This window comes from Antrihabitans stalagmiti (genome assembly GCF_016482825.1).
Classification (GTDB): domain Bacteria; phylum Actinomycetota; class Actinomycetes; order Mycobacteriales; family Mycobacteriaceae; genus Antrihabitans; species Antrihabitans stalagmiti.
Genome location: NZ_JAEMNV010000001.1, coordinates 458,817 through 478,481, shown reverse-complemented (window position 1 = coordinate 478,481; position 19,665 = coordinate 458,817). Strand labels below are relative to the sequence as shown.

Sequence of the window (19,665 nt, the reverse complement as noted above, 5' to 3'; positions counted from 1 at the left end):
TCTGCTCGAGGAGTACTCATGATGGATACCGATATGCGCACGATCGAACCGATCGTCGACTGGCTCGTCGAAAGAGTGGCATTCTATGTTGAGCTGCCGGCGCGGGAGATCGATCCCGATGTCCCACTCGCCGAGCTAGGGATCGAATCGGTGGTAGCGGTGAGCCTGTGCGGAGAGATCGAAGACCGGTGGGAGCTCGACCTCGACCCCACCGTCGTCTTCGACTATCCGACCATCGCTGACATGGCGTCGTTCATTGCCGAAGAGGACGCAGCCCAGCACCAGAAGGTCTGATGACCGATATCGCCATCGTCGGGATAGATTGCCGATTTCCGCAGGCTCCCAACGTGAACGCACTGTGGGATCTGCTGTTGGCGGGTGGTGACGGAATCGCCACGGTACCTTCGCAACGCTGGCGGGCACGCGACTTCTACGACGACGCCGGCGCGCCAGGCACCGTCAACAACGACACCGGCGGATTTATCGCCGACGCCGACGCATTCGATCTGGAGTTCTTCGGGATAGCGCCGCGCGAGGCACAGGCTATGGATCCGCAGCAGCGATTGCTCCTTCAGACGGCATGGCGCGCTTTCGAAGACGCGACGCTCGACCCGAAGTCGCAGGCGGGTTCGAACACCGGCGTGTATGTCGGGGTGATGGCCAACGAGTGGAACCTGCAGATGAGCGACCTCGCTCGGATCACGCCCCAACTCGGCAGCGGCAACGGCTACTTCATGACAGCCAACCGTGTTTCCTACGCGCTGGATCTGAAGGGACCCAGCATCGCAGTCGACACGGCCTGCTCGTCGTCGCTCGTCTCGATCCATCTCGCGTGTTCGGCTCTACGGGCAGGCGAATGCGACCAAGCTTTGGCCGGCGGGGTCAACGTCGTGATCACTCCCGCGCTCAACGTCTTCTACAACCAAGCCGGACTCTCGGCGCCCGACGGCCGCTGTAAACCGTTCAGCGGCAACGCCGACGGGATCGGACGCGGCGAGGGGGTCGCCCTGCTCGTTCTTCGTCGGCTCGACGACGCCATCGCCGACGGTTTGCCGATCCACGCCGTGATCAAGGCGAGCGCGATCAACAACGACGGCCGCAGCAACGGCATCACAGCGCCGAGTCGGTGGGCTCAGCAGACCGTCATAGGCGAGGCCTACCGACGGGCCGGCGTCGATCCAGCCCGGATCGCGTTTGTGGAAGCACACGGAACAGGAACCGTCCTCGGCGACATGATCGAGGTCAAAGCGCTCGGAAACTTCCATGCGACAACACGTTCGGAGCCGTGCGGACTCGGCTCGATCAAAGGCAATCTCGGGCACACCGAGGGCGCCGCGGGTGTCGCAGGCGTGATCAAGGCAGCGTTGGCCGTGCAGCACAGAATGGTTCCGCCGAGTCGCTTCGCAGCGGAGGAGAATCCGCGACTGCGGTTGGCGAGCAACGGTCTTCGCATCGTCGACGAGCCCATGCCGTTACCGGAGGGTGAGGTTTTCGGAGCGGTCAGCAGCTTCGGGCTCGGCGGAACCAATGCTCACCTCGTCCTTGCGAGTCCCCCGGCGGTCCCGGACACCCAACCCGGATCTACTTTCGGCGTCGTCACGTTGTCGTCGAACGACCGAGAAGGATTGCACCGTAATGCGATCGACCTGGCGGCCGACTTCGAAGGCGCAGACGCAGCCGGCCTCGGACAACTCTGCTGGTCTACGAACCTGGTCAAATCCTCGGGTCGGCACCGGCTGGCATTCGTCGCCACCGATCGTGCGGAGGCCGTCGCGGCATTGCGTGCTGTCGATCGACTCGACGACTCGATCGCTGTCGCGCAGCGCGTGAAAGTGGGGTGGGTCTACACCGGACAGGGCTCGCAGTATCCGGGCATGGCACGCCGACTAGCCGAGCGGCACAGTGTATTCCGCTGCGCTCTGACCGAAGTCGACCAACACATGTCACCTCATCTCGGTCGTTCGCTACTCGAGCTACTGGCCCACGCGGGTCACGACATCGACCGGACCGAGTTTGCCCAGCCCGCCATCTTTGCCGTGGAATACGCCCTCACTCGCGCACTGTCCGAGCTGGGAATCGAACCTGCTTGGCTGCTCGGGCACAGCATCGGTGAGTACGCGGTTGCAACCCGTGCCGGCGTGCTCGAACTCGATGACGCGTGCCGACTCGTTGCGGCCCGAGGGCGGCTGATGCAACAACTCCCCCTGACCGGTTCGATGCTCGCAGTTCGGGCAAGTCGCGAGGAAGTCGACGCCTTTCTTGCCGACGAGCCGACCGTGGCGTGCGCAGCGGTCAACGGTCCCGGCGATGTCGTGCTGTCCGGCGAATCGGCGGCGGTGCGCAGACTCGCCGTCGCGTTGGCGGCCACAGGTCACAGATCGCGAGCACTCACCGTGTCTCATGCCTTTCATTCGCCTCTGATGGAACCGATGCAGGCCGAGTTCAATGCAATTGCCTCCGGGTGTGCGTTCGATCTGCCGCGCATTCCGGTGTACTCGACGCTCCGGGGTCGAATGCTGGTTCCGGACGAACCGATGGACGCCGGGTACTGGACCGAGCACATCCGCGAACCCGTGTTGTTCGTCGATGCCGTCGCCGCTGCGGTGGCCACCGCACCGACCCACCTGCTCGAGGTCGGGCCGAAGCGTGTGCTGCTACCTATGATTCGACGATCCTTTCCGGATAGTGCTGCTGCGCAACTCGTTCCGTGTCCCGGACCTGGCGCCGATGGGACCGAGCTCGCCGCCACCGTCGCTGCGTTGTACCGCGACGGGCTCGATCCCCACTGGGATGCACTCTACGACGCGCCCTCACGGGTACGAACGAGGTTGAGCGGCTACAACTTCGCGACGTCGAACCGGTTCTGGATGCAGACCGACTACTCGGAACAGCGCATGGCTACCGAGCCCGAACCATCGGCACACCAGGTCAGCCTCACCACCGACTCCCGTACCGACATCGAGGAATCCACCATGGACCAGCTCATCGCACTCTTCCGCGAGCAAACCGCGGTGCTGGCCGCTGCTGCCCAGAACCGTAGTGTCGCTACAGATTCCGAGGCGACCCAGCACATCCCGCGACCGCAGGTCCAGCGCGACGAGATCGCGACCGCGGTCCGCACGGCGGCAGCCCGAGTCAGCGGGTTCCCGGTTGCGTCGCTGATCACGGACAAACCGCTGATCGAGGAACTCGGCTTCGATTCGATCATGGTGACCGACCTGCTCGGCGGGTTGCGACGGACCTTCCCAGGATTGGGTTTCGAGCCCGGCTGGCTGACACCGGGCCGGTCCCTCGACGATGTGATCGCCTACGTCTCCGACCAACTCGACGGATCGTCCCGGCACGAGGTCTCAGCGCCAGCGCCAGTCGTCGCACCGCCGGCCCGAACCGTGGCGCCGGAGTCGGCGATCGGTGAGTTCGCCGAGGTGAAAGCACTCGCCGACAGATTGACGATGGGCGAGGCGATCGGCGTCAGCAATCCGTACTTTCTGATCAACGACGGTGTCACCCGCGATACCTCCGTGATCGGTGGGGAGACGGTGATCAACTTCTCCAGCTACAACTACATCGGGATGTCCGGCCACCCTGTCGTCGTCGCTGCGGTGCAGGACGCGGTTGTGCGTTACGGCAGCTCGGTATCGGCGAGTCGGCTGCTCTCCGGCGACAAGCCCGTCCACCGCGAGTTGGAGGAAGCACTGTCGGGGCTACTCGGTACCGAGGACGCGATCACACTCGTCGGTGGCCATTCCACCAACGTCACTGTGATCGGTCATCTCGTCGGCGAGGACGATCTCGTCGTACACGACGCGCTCGCGCACGACAGCATTCTGCAGGGCTGCAAACTCTCCGGAGCGACTCGTCGGCCGTTCCCGCACAACGACGTCGCCGCGCTCGACGCTATGTTGACCGAACTTCGCTCCCGCTATCGCCGTGTGCTGATCCTCATCGAGGGCATCTACAGCCAGGACGGCGATATTCCGGATCTGCCGTCGTTCGTCGCTCTCAAGAAGAAGCATCAGGCGATGCTGATGATCGACGAGGCACACAGCATCGGCGTCCTCGGCCCGACCGGCGGGGGAATCGGTGAGCACTTCGCAATCGATCGATCCGACGTCGAGTTGTGGTCGGGAACATTGTCGAAGGCACTCGCCGGATGCGGCGGATACGTCTGCGGCAGTGCCGAACTCGTGCGGTTTCTCAAGTACACGACGCCCGGCTTCGTCTACAGCGTCGGCATGACGCCGATGAACGCGGCAGCGTCGCTCGCGGCGATTCGGCAACTTCGTGAAGAACCCGAGGTGCTCACCGTGCTTCGACAGAACTCGCAGCTCTTTCTCCGCCTTGCGAAGGAAGCGGGTATCGATACGGGCGACACCCTCGACACTCCCGTCATCCCGTGCATCGTCGGAGATTCGCTGAAGACACTGCGGTTGTCGAACCGGCTGTTGGAGCGAGGCATCAACGTCAACCCGATCCTCTATCCCGCTGTCCCCGAGGACCTGGCGAGACTACGCTTCTTCGTGACGTCGTGCCATACCGAAGAACAGATCACCTACACCGTTGCGACGTTGGCCGAGGAACTCGCTGCTCTGTGATTGGCCGGAATCGCGACGGACTAGCTTGGAGCTGCATGCCGACGATGTAGGTAGGAGTGTCACTCATGGTCAGTCCGGGCGAATACCAGCAGCAATACCAGGCGAGTGTGGACGACCCGGAGCGGTTCTGGCTCGACGCGGCAGCGGCAATCGATTGGGACTCGCCACCCTCACGCGCACTCGACGATTCCACGGCTCCGATCTATCGCTGGTTCCCCGATGCGACGCTGAACACGTGCGCCAATGCACTCGACCGGCACGTCGCCACCGGGCGCGGTGACCAGGCCGCGCTGATCTACGACTCGGCGATGCTCGGCAAGCAGCGCACCTACACCTATTCGGAACTGCTGGAACAGGTCGCGCTGTTCGCGGGAGTACTTGCAGCACATGGGGTCTCGAAAGGCGATCGGGTGATCGTCTACCTGCCCATGATCCCCGAAGCTGCGATCGCCATGCTCGCCTGCGCACGTCTCGGTGCGGTGCATTCCGTGGTGTTCGGCGGCTTCGCAGCCAAAGAACTCGCGGCCAGGATCGAGGACGCCGAGCCGAAACTGATCGTCACCGCGTCGGGTGGACTCGAGCCCGGTCGGACAGTCGCGTATCTGCCGATCGTCGCGAAGGCGCTCGAGCTCGCGCAAACAGATTCGGCCACAACCGTTCTGGTGAAGCAGCGGGAATCGATACCTGGGTCCGCGGCGGACTACACCGACCCGGCGATAGCGTGGATCGACTGGGACGAAGCACTCGCCGTAGCCGAACCCGCTGTGCCGGTATCGGTTTCGGCCACCGACCCGCTCTACATTCTCTACACGTCGGGCACCACCGGCAAACCGAAGGGCGTGGTCCGCGACAACGGCGGCCATGCTGTCGCGCTGACCTGGTCGATGTGCAACATCTACGACATCGGACCAGGTCAGGTCATGTGGACCGCATCCGATGTCGGCTGGGTGGTCGGGCACTCCTACATCGTCTACGCACCGCTGCTCGTGGGTGCAACGACGGTGCTCTACGAGGGCAAGCCGGTCGGGACACCCGACGCGGGCGCCTTCTGGCGAGTGGTCAGCGAGCACAAGGTGCGTGCACTCTTCACCGCACCGACTGCGTTGCGCGCGATTCGCAAAGTCGACCCGGAGGCGAAAGAGCTCGCGAAATACGATGTTTCGTCGCTGCAAACGTTGTTCGTCGCGGGTGAGCGACTCGATCCGAGTACCTACGAATGGGCGTCGACCGCGTTGGCCGTGCCTGTCGTCGACCATTGGTGGCAGACCGAGACCGGCTGGCCGATCTGCGCGAATCTTCGCGGCCTCGAACCTATGCCGATCAAGCCGGGGTCGCCCACCGTGCCGGTGCCCGGCTATCAGCTCGACGTACTGGGCGACACCGGATCCTCCGTCGGCGCCAACGCCGAGGGCAACATCGTGTTGGCACTACCGCTTCCACCAGGCACGCTCGTCGGTCTGTGGCGCGACGACGACCGTTTCGTCCGGTCGTACCTGTCGACGTACGACGGCTACTACCTCACCGGCGACTCCGGCTACACCGACGACGACGGCTACGTCTATGTGCTCGGGCGCAGCGACGACGTCATCAACGTTGCCGGGCATCGCCTCTCGACCGGTGGCATGGAAGCTGTGCTTGCGGGCCATCCGGCCATAGCCGAGTGCGCTGTCATCGGCATTCACGACGACATCAAAGGGCAGCGGCCCAGCGGCTACGTTGTGCTCAAGGCCGGCGTCGACATCGAGCCGGACACGCTGCGGGCGGAGTTGGTACAGCGAGTTCGTGACGAGATCGGTGCGGTTGCGACCTTCCGGGACGTCACGGTCGTCACGGCACTGCCGAAGACCCGCTCAGGCAAGATTCTACGAAAGACGATGCGTCAGATCGTCGGCGGCGAGGACTACACGGTGCCGTCGACGATCGAAGATCCAGCCGTCCTCGACGTTCTCGAGCAGACGATAGGGCCTTCGGCCTAACCCCAGCTTGCGTCGGGGAGCATCGCGGGGCAGACGCCGCCCGGGATGGTGGCTAGTTCGAAGTGCCACCACTCGTTCTCGTACATCCGGCACAGACCCCAGCGATTGCCGTTCGCCTGCAACCACTGCGCGCCCGAGATCGGTCCGACGTCGATAGCGTCTCCCGCAACGTGCGAGGACTCGTTCGGCGGCAGCACCCAGCGGCGCGCATTGTCAGGGCCGCCGTAGGTATTGATCCCGTTGATCCAGAGTTGTTCCTGCTCTTCGTACGTGCGGTAACCCGACGTGATCGACAGCGGGACTCCGACGTTGTGTGCTTCGGTTTCGGCGAGTGTGTATGCCAACGCGAGCGCCGGATTCAGTCCGCCGGTACCCAACGCGGATTCCGTGCTGCCCAGCGGAACCGCGGAACCGGTCGCGGGGGCGAGCAATGATGCCGACAGCACCGCCGCGCTGGCGATCAACGTGCTGACTGCTCCAGCACGGACGCGTAGCGTCGCCCTGTTCTGCTTCGACCCCGTTCGGTCCGACATGCCCACTCGCTCTCCGCAGGGCGCCGTTCGCCTCCCGCTCGAACAACGACCTTACCGTCGCGAACGAGTTCGATCGATGTAGGCACGGCGGCGCGCGCATAGTGGACCATAAGTGCGTGTCAACCAACACCGTCCTCAGTGTCGCGCTCGTGCTGATCGTCGCGTCCGCAATTTTCGTGTCGCTGCGGATCAGACGTGTGGTCACCACCCCGGCCGAGCGGGCGGTGCACGCGGCGTTGTCGACGGCTTCGCTTGCCGCTCGCGCGCTGCGGGGCGGTCTCACAGAGGAATCGGCCGAGCAGGCGGCACCGCACCTGCACGCACTGATCGGGTGCGCTGCAGTCGGGATCGCCGACACGGACGGCAGGGTGCTGGCATGGACCGGGCCACACACCGAACTTGCGGGACCGTTCGAGGCAGCCGCACGCCAGGCCGTCGACGGTGGCCGCCGCGTCCTCGTGTCCGACACCAGTGGCTCGGACGCTCAGGTGCTTGTCATCGTCGCGCAGCCGCTGATCGTCGAGGATTCGGGCACCGCAGGAGTGCTCGGTGTCGTGACGACGTCCAAACCGGGCCCTGGTCTGCTCGGGGCGGTGGCCGAGGTCGCGAGATACGTCTCCGGGCAGCTCGAGCTTGCCGAACTGGACGCGTCGAGGGCTCGTCTCGACCGTGCGGAAGTGCTGGCACTCCGGGCGCAGATCAGCCCACATTTCATTTACAACGCGCTCAACACGATCGCGTCGTTCGTCCGGACGGATCCGGAACGTGCGCGTGAGTTGGTGCTCGAGTTCGCCGACTTCACCCGCTACTCGTTCAGGTCGGCGGGAGAATTCACGGTGCTGTCCGAGGAACTGCACAACATCGACCGCTACCTGACCCTGGAGCGAGCCAGATTCGGCGACTCTCTACAGGTCAAATTGCAGGTTGCCCCCGAGGTCCTCAACGTCGTCCTGCCGTTTCTGGCATTGCAGCCCCTGGTCGAGAATGCGGTCCGTCACGGTCTCGCGCCCAACGTTGCGGGTGGCACGATCACCATCGTCGCCGCCGACGAAGGTACGGACTGCGTGATCACGATCGAGGACGACGGCGTCGGCATGGATCCCGACCTGCTTCGGTTCGGTGCGCTCGACGCCGTCGAACGGAGTGGTGGGGGTGCGACGATCGAGGTCGCTCATGTCGGGCTCGCGAACGTCGACGACCGACTTCGGGCGGCATTCGGCAACGACTACGGCCTTGTAGTCGAGACGGCGCCGGGCTCGGGAACGAAAGTCTTCGTTCGAGTTCCGAAATTTCGGCCGGGTATCGAGGTATGAACGTGGCAAGGTTGATGCACTGTGTCAGATAACCCATCGCGGTCCGATGGTTCGCCGCCAACCGGCGATCGCCTCGTCGTGCTCGCCGTCGACGACGAACGACCCGCACTGGACGAGCTGTGTTACCTGCTCGACGGGCAGGACAGCATCGAGCGGGTCCATGCCGCGCGGGACGCGACGACGGCGTTGCGGGTGTTGCGCGCCCACTCGATCGACGCCGTCTTCCTCGACATCAACATGCCTGGGCTAGACGGTCTGGAGCTGGCGGGAATCTTCACAGAATTCGCGGCTCCCCCTGCAGTCGTGTTCGTCACCGCACACGACGATCGGGCTGTCGCCGCGTTCGACCTCGGCGCCGTCGACTATCTCCTGAAGCCGATCCGGGTTGCGCGATTGACCGAATCGGTGCAGCGGATCGTCGCGCAGAGGTCGCGTCCGGCTCAGGAACCGACTCGCGCGACGGAGAACACCGAGTCGATTCCCGTCGAACTCGGGGGGATGACGACAATCGTGCCGCGGTCATCGATCGGCTGGGTCGAGGCGGAAGGCGACTACACCCGCCTGCACTCCGCCAAAGGTAGTCATATCGTGCGTATTCCGATCTCGTCGCTCGAGACCCGTTGGGCCGACGCCGGATTCGTCAGGGTGCACCGCTCCTACCTTGTATCGCTCCCCCTGGTCACCGGCATTCGGAGCCAAGGGACCGGCTACGTCGTCGTCGTTCGTGCGAACGGCTCGTCACCCGAAGCGCAGTTGCCCGTAAGCCGAAGGCACGTCAAGGAACTCAAGGATCGACTGATCAGGGACCCGATGCAGAAGTGGTCGGGCCGATGAGCAGCCCGACTGGCCGCGAGCCCCGGCAGCGGGTTGTCCTGGCGGATCGGCGTGGGGCTCGTATGGTCCGGACCCGCGTCGAGGTGCAGGAACAGACTGCGATCGGTGACGCTCTCGTTCGCGGACTCGTCAGGGCGCAGCTGGGCCTGGCAATCAGACTTGCGCTGGTCGTCGTCTGCACACTCGGTCTGATTCCGTTGCTTGGCGCGGCTTTTCCTGCAATGGCGACCACGTCGATCGCAGGTATCCGGGTGACGTGGCTCGCGCTCGGTGTGGTCGCATATCCGCTGCTGTGGGTTATCGGCCACCGCTACGTCCGCCTCGCAGAGCGCAACGAGCAGGATTTCGCCGACCTGGTCGAGGATTGACGTGGCGACCCAAGCTCCCGTGCTCACCGCCGTCGCACTGCTCTTCGCTGCCGTCGCTACGGTGGCGATCGGGGTGTACGGCGTCCGACTTGCCCGCACCACCTCGGACTTCCTCGTCGCGTCGCGCAGTGTCGGTCCGAAGTGGAACGCCGCTGCCATCTCCGGTGAATATCTCTCCGCAGCATCGTTTCTCGGCGTCGCGGGCCTGATCGCAAAGTACGGCGCCGACGCGATGTGGTATCCGGTCGGCTTCACAGCGGGCTATCTCGGGCTGCTGCTCTTCGTGGCCGCGCCACTGCGACGCTCGGGCGCCTACACGGTCCCTGACTTCGCACAGTTTCGGCTCGGCTCGGAAAAGATTCGACGCCTTGCCATGATCGTCGTTGTCATCGTCTGCATCCTGTACCTGGTCCCCCAATTCCAGGGTGCGGGTTTGACATTGAACATTCTGCTCGGTGTGCCGAGCTGGCTCGGCGCCGCAGCGGTGTGCGCGATCGTGATCGCCAACGTTGCCGGCGGCGGCATGCGGTCGATCACGTTCGTGCAGGCATTCCAGTTCTGGCTCAAGCTCACTGCGATCGCCATACCGGCGTTGGTGCTGTGCGTCCACTTTCTCGACGACCGACGGGACCTGGGTTCGCCCGCGCCGCCGATTCTGAGCCAGGAGACGACGGTCGACATCACGACGGATGTCGTTGTCGTCGTGAGCGAAGCGGAACGCGCAGCGGTCGACGGCGTGCTGGACGGCAGGACGACGAGCGGCCCGATCACCCTGCTCCCCGGCGAGCACGAACTGAGTGCTGGTTCCACGTTGACGCTCGCGGCGGGCGCGACCGTGCCGGTCGTCGCCGGTGCACCGACCAACGGAGCGGACTGGCTACGTCCTGGCGGCGGCTTCGGCGGTCCGCACGCACTCTTCCAGGTCTACTCCCTCATTCTTGCGACCTTTCTCGGCACCATGGGCTTGCCGCACGTGCTCGTCAGGTTCTATACCAACCCTGACGGTAAGGCAGCCAGGACAACCGCTTTGGCGGTCATCGCGCTGCTCGGCGTGTTCTACGTGTTTCCGACACTGCTCGGCGTGTTCGCCCGGCTCTACGTGCCGCAGCTACTGATAACGGGAACGTCGGACGCCGCCGTGTTGCTGCTCCCGGGGTCTGTCCTCGTTGGTTTGCCGGGCCAGTTGCTCGGCGCTCTAGTCGCTGCCGGTGCACTCGCGGCGTTTCTCTCCACCTCGTCGGGTCTACTCGTCAGCGTTGCGGGTGTTTTGAGCACCGACGTCCTTCGCGGCCGGATCAGGGACTTCCGCATCGCGGCGATACTTGCAGGCGGCGTGCCGCTGGCGCTCTCGCTTGCCGTTGCGTCGCTTGATCTTTCGCGGACCGTCGGCCTCGTTTTCGCCGTTGCCGCGTCGACGCTGTGTCCTCTGTTGGTGCTCGGCATCTGGTGGCGGCGGCTTACGACTGCCGGGGCCGCAGCTGGGTTGATCGTAGGCGGTGTGACTGCGGTCGGGGCTGCAACGGCGTCTGCACTCGGCGGAGCGCCCGAAGAAATGTGGGGCGGCTGGCTGGCCGCCGTACTCGGATCACCTGCCGCAGTGAGTGTTCCGCTCGCGTTCGCATCGATGGTCGTCGTGAGCCTGTGCACGCCACGTCGGCTGCCCGCCGATGTGAACAGGATTTTCACACGTATGCATGCGCCGGAACGACTCGGCATGGGGATCGATCGTCTGCACGATCTCCGTGACTGAGCTTGCGCAATGCCCAGGCGGTAGGCATCGACTAGGCTATGCACGCGTTGGAGAGCAGGAGTTCCATGACAGACCACATCGATCGCTCGCCACCGGCCGAGTCTGCACCCCCCGAAGCGGTGCTGCGTTACTCGTGCGAAAACGGACCCGAGCAGACACTGGCGCTTTCCCCCCACGATCCACCCGTTGTGATCGGACGCTCGCCCGACGCCACAGTCGCACTGGTGACCGATGCCCAGGCGTCGCGGTTGCATGCGGTGATCGAGTGGATCGGCACGCAATGGACCATCTCCGACAACGGCATGTCGACGAACGGCACGTTCGTCAACGGAACACGCCTCACGGGCCGCAAGCGCCTCGATCCGGGCGACCGCATCTTCGTCGGGAACTCGACCTTGACGTTCTACGTGAGCCGGCAGCACGAGCCCTCGGACGCGGCATCGTCGGAGGGCTTGCCGACCCGGGTCGGCGGCCAGGCGGCACCGACCCTCACCCGAGCGCAACTGTCGGTGGTCTTCGCCCTGTGCAAGCCCTACAAGGACAACCCGAAGTTCGCCAACCCAGCGTCGAATCAGCAGATCGCGGACCAACTCGGCATCGGCGTAGAGACCGTCAAACGGCACCTGCAGGCAGCGTTCGCGATCTTCGGCCTCGGCGACCTGCCGCAGAACCAGAAACGCGCAACGTTGGTGCGACGGGTGCTCGACGGTGGGCTGATAGAGCTGTAGGCGGCTTCGCCGCTCGTGAGTCTTTTCGGTGGTCAGGACCACCGAAAGGACTCACGAGGCCGAAGGCCCTCACTGCCGTTCGTCGCACGAAATCGACCGCTCGTCGCACAGATCGACACCCTGGCGAGTGTCCTCCTTTATGCCCTACTGCTGTGACCTCCATCTCACTAGCGTCTGACACATCAGACCTAGACCGAGGAGTGCTCCATGGCCACCATCCCTCTCAGCGCGAACGGACCGGACCAAGTCCGGATAGCCTCCGCTGCGGAGTTCACCGCAATGCAGGCAAGTCCTGAATTTCAGGACCTGCGGAAGCGATTGCGCAACTTCGTCTTTCCGATGACAGCCTTTTTCTTGATCTGGTACGTCGTGTACGTACTGCTCGCCGCGTACGCGCACGACTTCATGGCGACCAAGCTCTTCGGCAACATCAATGTCGGCCTGGTCCTCGGTCTTGCTCAATTCGTCACCACGTTCGCCATCACGGGCATCTACGTTCGCTTCGCCAACAAACAGCTCGATCCGCGCGCCGCGGCCATCCGCGCCGAACTCGAAGGACCCCGGTCATGAGCATTCTTGCCGCACCAGCGGAGACGGTAGGTAGTCCGCTCGCCAACATGGCCATCTTCGCGGCTTTCGTGACTGTCACGATGGTCGTCGTCATCCGCGCCGGACGTAACAACAAGACCGCATCCGACTTCTACACCGGCGGACGCGGATTCTCCGGGCCGCAGAACGGCGTTGCGATCGCAGGTGACTACCTCTCGGCCGCAAGCTTCCTCGGAATCGCCGGCGCCATCGCCGTTTACGGCTACGACGGCTTCCTGTACTCGATCGGCTTTCTCGTCGCCTGGCTCGTAGCTTTGCTGCTCGTTGCCGAAATGCTCAGGAACACCGGCAAATTCACCATGGCCGACGTGCTGAGCTTCAGGCTCAAGCAGGGACCGGTGCGGACCGCCGCAGCACTGTCGACACTCACCGTCTCACTGTTCTACTTGCTCGCGCAGATGGCAGGCGCAGGCGGTCTCGTTGCACTGCTGCTCGACATCTCCGACCGCACAGGGCAATCCATCGTCATCGCCGTCGTCGGAATCTTGATGATCGTCTACGTCTTGGTCGGTGGCATGAAGGGCACCACCTGGGTGCAGATCATCAAGGCTGTTCTGCTCATTGCAGGCGCCGCATTTATGACCGTCCTCGTGTTCGCGAAATTCGGTTTCAACCTGTCGGAGATCCTCGGATCGGCACAGGAGAAGGTGTCCGGATCGGCCGCCGAAGCTGTTGCTGCGCGTGACGTTCTCGCTCCCGGTGCCCAGTACGGCGGAAGCGAGATGTCGAAGTTGAACTTCCTGTCACTCGGCCTCGCGCTCGTGCTCGGTACAGCGGGTCTCCCCCACGTTCTGATGCGCTTCTACACGGTCCCGACAGCGAAGGAAGCTCGTCGTTCGGTCGTGTGGGCAATCGCGCTCATCGGTGCGTTCTACCTGTTCACACTGGTTCTCGGCTACGGCGCAGCCGCAATCGTCGGACCCGACCGCATCCTCGCCGCTGCCGGTGGCCAGAACTCCGCGGCTCCTCTGCTCGCCTTCGAACTCGGCGGCGTGATCCTGCTCGGCATCATCTCGGCGGTCGCATTCGCAACCATTCTTGCCGTCGTTGCCGGCCTGACCATCACTGCGTCGGCGTCGTTCGCCCACGACATCTATGCAAGTGTCATCCGCAAGGGTGAGGCCACCAACGACGAGCAGGTCAGGGTATCTCGCATCACTGCTGTCGTAATCGGTGTTCTCGCAATCGGTCTCGGCATCCTGGCAAACGGACAGAACATCGCGTTCCTGGTCGCCCTCGCATTCGCCGTCGCAGCAGCAGCCAACCTGCCGACGATCCTGTACTCGCTGTTCTGGAAGCGCTTCAACACCCGCGGTGCGCTGTGGAGCATGTACGGCGGCCTGATCTCGACCATCGTGCTCATCGTGTTCTCCCCCGCGGTGTCCGGCAACAAAACCGCGATGATCCCGGGCTCCGACTTCGACTACTTCCCACTGTCGAACCCCGGAATCGTCTCCATCCCACTCGCATTCATCCTCGGCATCGTCGGGACGTTGACGTCGAGCACGAAGGAGAGCGAAGCGAAGCAGGCCGAGATGGAGGTCCGCTCCATCACCGGTGTCGGCGCCGAAAAGGCCACCGCACACTGACCTCGGCACCACCCCAACCTACTTGCAACGTCTACCTGAGAGATTGACAGCTATGACCTCGAGCCTCGAAACCGAACCGGTCTCCTATCCCCCAGCGGAGGAGTTCGCAGCCACTGCGAACGCAGGGTCCGAACTGCAGGAGGCAGCCGATGCCGACCGGCTTGCCTTCTGGGCGACGCAAGCCAACCGCTTGCACTGGCACGAGCAGTGGACCGAAGTACTGGATTGGAAGGGTGCTGACTCCGACTACATCGCGAAGTGGTTTGTCGGCGGCAAGCTGAACGTCGCCTACAACTGCGTCGACCGCCACGTCATCGACGGTTACGGCGACCAGGTAGCGATTCACTGGGAAGGCGAGCCCGGCGACTCTCGGGAGCTCACCTACGCACAGCTTCTAGCCGAAGTGAGCAGGGCTGCAAACTATTTCACCGAAATCGGGCTTACCGCCGGCGATCGGGTCGCGATCTACATGCCGATGATTCCCGAGGCCATCGTCACGATGCTGGCGTGCGCTCGACTCGGTTTGATCCATTCGGTTGTGTTCGCAGGCTTCTCCTCGAGCGCGCTGCGGCAGCGGGTCGACGACGCCGAGGCTCGGTTGGTCGTGACAACGGACGGTCAGTGGCGTCGCGGCAAGCCGGCGCCACTGAAAGCAGCCGTCGACGAGGCGCTGGCGAAGGGTGAGCATTCCGTCGAACACGTCCTCGTCGTTCGGCGCACCGAAAGCGAAGTCGTGTGGACCGAGAATCGTGATGTCTGGTGGCACGACACGGTCGCGAACGCGTCCGATCAGCACGAGGCCCAGCCGTTCGACTCCGAGCACCCACTCTTCGTGCTCTACACATCGGGCACGACCGGTAAACCGAAGGGCATCGTTCACACTTCGGGTGGCTACCTGACCCAGACGTCGTACACCCACCACTACGTCTTCGACCACAAGCCGGGCAAAGACGTCTACTGGTGCACCGCCGACATCGGCTGGGTCACCGGCCACAGCTACATCGTCTACGGACCACTGTCCAACCGCGTCACCCAGGTCGTCTACGAGGGCACGCCCAACTCCCCCGACGAGCACCGACACTGGAACATCGTCGAAAAGTACGGCGTGTCAATCTATTACACGGCACCGACGCTGGTTCGCACGTTTATGAAGTGGGGTCGCCAGATCCCGCAGGCGCACGACCTCTCCTCGATCCGCCTGCTCGGCTCGGTCGGCGAACCCATCAACCCGGAAGCGTGGCGCTGGTACCGCGAGGTGATCGGCGGCAACAAAGCACCCATCGTCGACACCTGGTGGCAGACCGAAACCGGCGCGATCATGATGTCGCCACTGCCGGGAGTGACTTCGACCAAGCCGGGCGCAGCGATGGGTCCGTTGCCGGGGATCTCGGCGAAGGTCGTCGACGAGAACGGTGTGGAAGTCGTTCTCGGTGAGACGGAAGCAAACGGCTACCTCGTCCTCGACGAACCGTGGCCAGCCATGCTTCGCGGCATCTGGGGTGACACCGAACGCTACAAGTCCACCTACTGGGACCGTTACGCCGAGCAGGGCTGGTACTTCGCAGGCGACGGCGCCAGGATCGACGTCGACGGTGCCTACTGGATCCTCGGCCGCGTCGACGACGTGATGAACGTATCCGGACATCGCATCTCGACGGCCGAAGTCGAGTCGGCACTCGTCGGACACCACAGCGTTGCGGAAGCCGCTGTCGTCGGAGCGACCGACGCGACCACCGGGCAGAGCATCGTCGCGTTCGTCATCCTCAAGGCAAGCAGCGAAGCCAACGACGAGCTGACGAGCGAACTGGTTGCGCACGTCGCTCGCGACATCGGACCGATCGCGAAGCCGAAGGCAATTCATATCGTGCCGGAACTGCCCAAGACTCGAAGCGGCAAAATCATGCGACGGCTACTCCGCGACATCGCCGAAGGCCGCGACCTGGGCGACACCTCGACGCTCGTGGACCCGTCGGTATTCGAATCGATTCGCGAGAAGTCCGCGAACTGATCGCATGACGTGCCGCCGCCGAACGGGCCGATGAGGGACCGTTCGGCGGCGGGCAGGCGCTAGCGCGCCGCTGCGACCCGCGCTCGGTGCAGCAAAGCGATTGCGGCGGTGGTGATCACCAGCAACACCACCATCGTGACGATCACCCAACCGAAGGCATCCGCGTAGGCATCGGGATGCCCGAACCTGCCTGCCGCTGCGTCTTGCGCTGCGACGGGGTCGGCAATGGAGCGACCGATCAGCCAGGCGAGCAATGCCGAATAGCCTGCTACGACGATCGCCTCGCTACCGATTCGAACGAAATTCAGTACACCAGCGGCTGTTCCGCTGCTGTCGGCAGGAACCGCGGCGAGCGCCTCGCTGTCGACGAGACCCACCGGCAACCCGAAGCCGAAGCCGAGCAACACCATCGGCAGAATCAGCCAACCGAGCGGGATCGTCGGTGTCAGCGCAAGCATGCCGACACTGCCGAGGATCAGCGAGGCAAGCGCAGCGTAGATGATCGACATCGACGTTGCCCCCGTGGTTCGAACGAGTCGGGCTGCGAGCAGTGGTCCGATCAGCACCGGGATCGTCATCGGCAACATCACCAGACCCGCTGTGCCTGCGGACAAGTCCGCAATCCCACTCAGCGCCACCGGCAGATAGGTCAGCAGCGTCACGAAGCCGATGGCACCCGAAACGGGGACGAGGCACAGAGCCAGGAAATGCGGGTTGCGAAGCAGACCGAAGTCGACGACCTTGCGGCCGGGCTCTCGACGATGCCGAATATGCGGCAGCACAACGGTTCCGACAAGTGCAACCAGCAAAACGAGAGCGTGCGCGACGAACACACCACGCCAGTCGATCCACGAAATCAACGCGCCGGACAGGGTCGGTCCTACGGCAAGTCCGAGACCGACCACGGTCCCGAAGATCGCGAACGCCCTGCCACGTGCTGCGCCATCGAACGCGTTCGACAACAGGGCCGATCCGCCCGTGAGTACTGCGGCACCACCGACGCCCGCGACGGCACGTGCGATATCGAGGACAACCAGCGACGGCGTCGCGGCGCTGGCCAGACCGGCTGCCAGCGAGAGTGCGATGCCGAGCCGGAAGGTCGCGCGATAGCCGATTCGGTCCGAAAGCACTCCCCAGGCCAGGGTCGACAGGGCGAACGAAACGTTGAAGCCGTTGACAACCCACTGCAGCAAGCCGGGTGCGGACCCGAGATCGTCTGCGATACGTGGCAACGCTATTGCGGTTCCGGAGATGCCCATCGGCAGGACGAATACGGCGAGCAGCACGACCGGGAGAAACAGTCGAGATGGTGCGGTCGCTGTGCTGCGAGCTACGTGGTCTGTCGGCAATGTCAGTTGATCGGTCACTCGCTACCCCTTACTGGCCCCCGAGGGAGGTACGATGTTCTTGGTACCTGACCAGTGGAACAGAGAAAGAGGTACGATGCAACTCGTACCTAATGGGGTGATCGAACGTGCCGGATCAGCTGGGGCATCCAGACCGCGACGAGATGGAGTTGGGCAAAGTTCTTGCCGCGCTTGCGGACCCGCACCGCCGAAAGGTGGTGACCGACTTTCTTGCCGGGCCGGACGACGCCGAACGGACCTGCACGTCGTTCAACCTTCCTGTATCCAAATCGACACTGACGCACCACTTTCGGATCCTCCGCGAAGCGGGACTCGTACTGGACGCCGACTACGGAAATCGGCGCGGCATCACACTGCGCCGCGCCGACCTCGATGAGCGATTTCCGGGACTGATGGCTTTGCTCGAAAATGAAGCCCGGCATTTCGCCGAGTAGGCACTTATCGCTGAGGCCACCTCGCGTTTTGTGCGGGTAGGTGCCTTGTCGACGAGTTGGGTCGAAGATGTTGTAGTGCAGCACTTTTGCTTCGAAACCTGTCGGTGGGTGGCGCTACGATTAGCACATGCTTTCGAACCCGACACCGCAAGCCACCACCCGGGTGGAAGCGGCGATGCGGGTCTACGAAGCCGGAATCCAAGCCCTCCGCGACGCCGGGTTCGACGAACTGTCGAAGAACCCCGACTGCATCGACCTCGTCCACCGCTTCGAAACCGGGTCACGCACCACCAGCGGTTTCCAGACCACCCTTATCGCCAAAATGCAGGAACAATGGATCCCCGGCGAACTCGGCGACTACCGCCTCGCCGACGTTCTCGCCGACACCCTGCGCATCTACCCCAGCGAAGCCAAAGCCCGCCGCCGCATCGCCGAAGACCTCGGACCCCGCACCGGATTCTCCGGCGCACCCCTGGACCCGATCTACCCGAACACCGCCACCGCCCACCGCGACGGGGCGATCGACCGTGCCCACATCACCGTGATCCGCGAATTCTTCGCCCAGGTGCCCAGCTACATCGACGCCGAGACCCGCGAGCAGGCCGAAGCGAAACTGGCCGAGCAAGCCCGGATCCTGCGGCCCGATCAACTTCGCCGCGCCGCCAACCGGATCCTGGCCTACCTCAATCCCGACGGCAACGCACCAGAGGTGGACCGCGACCGCAAACGGACTTTCATCCTCGGCAAACAAGGCACCGACCTGATGACCAAAGGCAGTTTCTGCGTCGACCCCGAACTGCGGTCCTACCTCGAGGCGCTGTTCGCGAAATACGCGAAACCCGGGGTCGGAAATCCGCACGACGCCGACTCGACGGTCGATGCCGAACCCGCCGACGAGGTCGCGCACCGTGACGAACGATCGGTCGGGCAACGTCAACACGACGGGTTGACAATGGTGCTCCGCGACGCTCTCGCCTCCGGCACCCTCGGCCAGCACCGCGGACTCCCGGTCACCGTGGTCGCGACCATGACCGTCAAAGAACTCGACGAGGCATCCGGACAAGCCATCACCGGCGGCGGATCGTTACTTCCGATCCGAGATGTCGTCAGGATGGCGGCTCATGCGCATCATTACCTCGCGTTGTTCGACGATGATGGCCGCCCCATCTACCTCGGCAGATCCAAACGGATCGCTCAAGGTGATCAACGCCTGGTCCGCTACGCCCGGGACAAAGGCTGCACCTTCCCAGGATGTTGGCGACCAGCCAATTGCTGTCAGTGTCATCATTGCCGGGAATGGGTGGCCGAACTCGGGCTCACCGATGTGGATCAGCTTGCGCTGGTGTGTGATTCGCATCATCGGTTAGCCGGGGTCAAAGACACCGACTGGCACACCATCGTCGCCGGCGCCGACCACAAATATCCTGGCCGGATTCTGTGGGTCCCGCCGAAACATGTCGACCCGACCCGAAAACCGAGGATCAATCACTACTTCCATCCCCACGAATACTGGGATCTCGACTGACAGATCGATACGCAGGTCGTATGCGACTGCCCGTTC

15 protein-coding genes are annotated in these 19,665 nt (G+C 63.8%); 13 read left to right on the top strand and 2 right to left on the bottom strand.

What is annotated here, in order from left to right; translation table 11 throughout:
* Nucleotides 1–18: 18 nt before the first annotated feature.
* The 3 genes from JGU71_RS02265 (at nt 19) to JGU71_RS02255 (ending at nt 6,571) form a co-directional block, all read left to right on the top strand.
* A complete protein-coding gene (locus tag JGU71_RS02265; RefSeq protein WP_199701554.1) occupies nt 19–294 on the top strand; it encodes an acyl carrier protein in 276 nt (91 codons plus the stop codon).
* A complete protein-coding gene (locus tag JGU71_RS02260) occupies nt 294–4,595 on the top strand; it encodes a type I polyketide synthase (RefSeq protein WP_199701553.1) in 4,302 nt (1,433 codons plus the stop codon). The genes JGU71_RS02265 and JGU71_RS02260 overlap by 1 nt, the downstream gene beginning before the upstream one ends.
* A 65-nt stretch (nt 4,596–4,660) precedes the next feature.
* Nucleotides 4,661–6,571, top strand: coding sequence for a propionyl-CoA synthetase (locus JGU71_RS02255; protein ID WP_199701550.1), 1,911 nt, complete (start codon nt 4,661–4,663; stop codon nt 6,569–6,571).
* Here JGU71_RS02255 and JGU71_RS02250 read toward each other — a convergent pair.
* Nucleotides 6,568–7,104: a M15 family metallopeptidase gene (locus JGU71_RS02250; protein WP_199701549.1), complete on the bottom strand. Its 537-nt coding sequence runs from the start codon at nt 7,102–7,104 to the stop codon at nt 6,568–6,570. The genes JGU71_RS02255 and JGU71_RS02250 overlap by 4 nt on opposite strands.
* 116 nt (nt 7,105–7,220) lie before the next feature.
* Between JGU71_RS02250 and JGU71_RS02245 the strand changes: the two genes are divergently transcribed.
* The 8 genes from JGU71_RS02245 to acs all read left to right on the top strand — a co-directional run bounded on the left by JGU71_RS02245 (nt 7,221) and on the right by acs (nt 16,303).
* Nucleotides 7,221–8,417: a sensor histidine kinase gene (locus JGU71_RS02245; protein ID WP_199701547.1), complete on the top strand. Its 1,197-nt coding sequence runs from the start codon at nt 7,221–7,223 to the stop codon at nt 8,415–8,417.
* A gap of 21 nt (nt 8,418–8,438) precedes the next feature.
* The gene (locus JGU71_RS02240) at nt 8,439–9,251 is read left to right on the top strand and encodes a LytR/AlgR family response regulator transcription factor (RefSeq protein WP_307829459.1); all 813 of its coding nucleotides are present in this window, start codon (nt 8,439–8,441) and stop codon (nt 9,249–9,251) included.
* On the top strand, nt 9,248–9,619 hold the full coding sequence (locus JGU71_RS02235) for a DUF485 domain-containing protein (protein ID WP_199701545.1): 372 nt from the start codon (nt 9,248–9,250) through the stop codon (nt 9,617–9,619). Before JGU71_RS02240 ends, JGU71_RS02235 begins: the two co-directional genes overlap by 4 nt.
* 1 nt (nt 9,620) lies before the next feature.
* A complete protein-coding gene (locus JGU71_RS02230; protein ID WP_199701543.1) occupies nt 9,621–11,369 on the top strand; it encodes a sodium/solute symporter in 1,749 nt (582 codons plus the stop codon).
* Nucleotides 11,370–11,434: 65 nt separating this feature from the next.
* Entirely contained in the window at nt 11,435–12,097 is a 663-nt protein-coding gene (locus tag JGU71_RS02225) for an FHA domain-containing protein (protein WP_199701541.1), read from the top strand.
* A 207-nt stretch (nt 12,098–12,304) separates the two neighbouring features.
* On the top strand, nt 12,305–12,667 hold the full coding sequence (locus JGU71_RS02220; protein WP_199701533.1) for a DUF485 domain-containing protein: 363 nt from the start codon (nt 12,305–12,307) through the stop codon (nt 12,665–12,667).
* Complete coding sequence (locus tag JGU71_RS02215) at nt 12,664–14,295, top strand: monocarboxylic acid transporter (protein ID WP_199701531.1); 1,632 nt, start codon at nt 12,664–12,666, stop codon at nt 14,293–14,295. The genes JGU71_RS02220 and JGU71_RS02215 overlap by 4 nt, the downstream gene beginning before the upstream one ends.
* A 52-nt stretch (nt 14,296–14,347) precedes the next feature.
* Nucleotides 14,348–16,303: an acetate--CoA ligase gene (gene acs, locus JGU71_RS02210; RefSeq protein ID WP_199701529.1), complete on the top strand. Its 1,956-nt coding sequence runs from the start codon at nt 14,348–14,350 to the stop codon at nt 16,301–16,303.
* 59 nt (nt 16,304–16,362) lie between these two features.
* Here acs and JGU71_RS02205 read toward each other — a convergent pair whose 3' ends face one another.
* Nucleotides 16,363–17,670, bottom strand: a complete 1,308-nt coding sequence (locus tag JGU71_RS02205; protein WP_307829458.1) for an MFS transporter — start codon at nt 17,668–17,670, stop codon at nt 16,363–16,365.
* A 107-nt stretch (nt 17,671–17,777) separates the two neighbouring features.
* Here JGU71_RS02205 and JGU71_RS02200 point away from each other — a divergent pair, with 107 nt between their 5' ends.
* A complete protein-coding gene (locus JGU71_RS02200; RefSeq protein WP_307829457.1) occupies nt 17,778–18,104 on the top strand; it encodes an ArsR/SmtB family transcription factor in 327 nt (108 codons plus the stop codon).
* 127 nt (nt 18,105–18,231) lie between these two features.
* A complete protein-coding gene (locus JGU71_RS02195) occupies nt 18,232–19,629 on the top strand; it encodes an HNH endonuclease signature motif containing protein (RefSeq protein WP_199701527.1) in 1,398 nt (465 codons plus the stop codon).
* Nucleotides 19,630–19,665 lie beyond the last annotated feature (36 nt).

Excerpts from the sequence above, each read along its gene's own strand:
- JGU71_RS02195 (WP_199701527.1), top strand. The coding sequence starts at position 18,232 with ATGCTTTCGAACCCGACACCGCAAGCCACCACCCGGGTGGAAGCGGCG.
- JGU71_RS02235 (WP_199701545.1), top strand. The coding sequence starts at position 9,248 with ATGAGCAGCCCGACTGGCCGCGAGCCCCGGCAGCGGGTTGTCCTGGCG.
- JGU71_RS02220 (WP_199701533.1), top strand. The coding sequence starts at position 12,305 with ATGGCCACCATCCCTCTCAGCGCGAACGGACCGGACCAAGTCCGGATA.
- JGU71_RS02225 (WP_199701541.1), top strand. The coding sequence starts at position 11,435 with ATGACAGACCACATCGATCGCTCGCCACCGGCCGAGTCTGCACCCCCC.
- JGU71_RS02255 (WP_199701550.1), top strand. The coding sequence starts at position 4,661 with ATGGTCAGTCCGGGCGAATACCAGCAGCAATACCAGGCGAGTGTGGAC.
- JGU71_RS02250 (WP_199701549.1), bottom strand. The coding sequence starts at position 7,104 with ATGTCGGACCGAACGGGGTCGAAGCAGAACAGGGCGACGCTACGCGTC.
- acs (WP_199701529.1), top strand. The coding sequence starts at position 14,348 with ATGACCTCGAGCCTCGAAACCGAACCGGTCTCCTATCCCCCAGCGGAG.
- JGU71_RS02215 (WP_199701531.1), top strand. The coding sequence starts at position 12,664 with ATGAGCATTCTTGCCGCACCAGCGGAGACGGTAGGTAGTCCGCTCGCC.
- JGU71_RS02260 (WP_199701553.1), top strand. The coding sequence starts at position 294 with ATGACCGATATCGCCATCGTCGGGATAGATTGCCGATTTCCGCAGGCT.
- JGU71_RS02265 (WP_199701554.1), top strand. The coding sequence starts at position 19 with ATGATGGATACCGATATGCGCACGATCGAACCGATCGTCGACTGGCTC.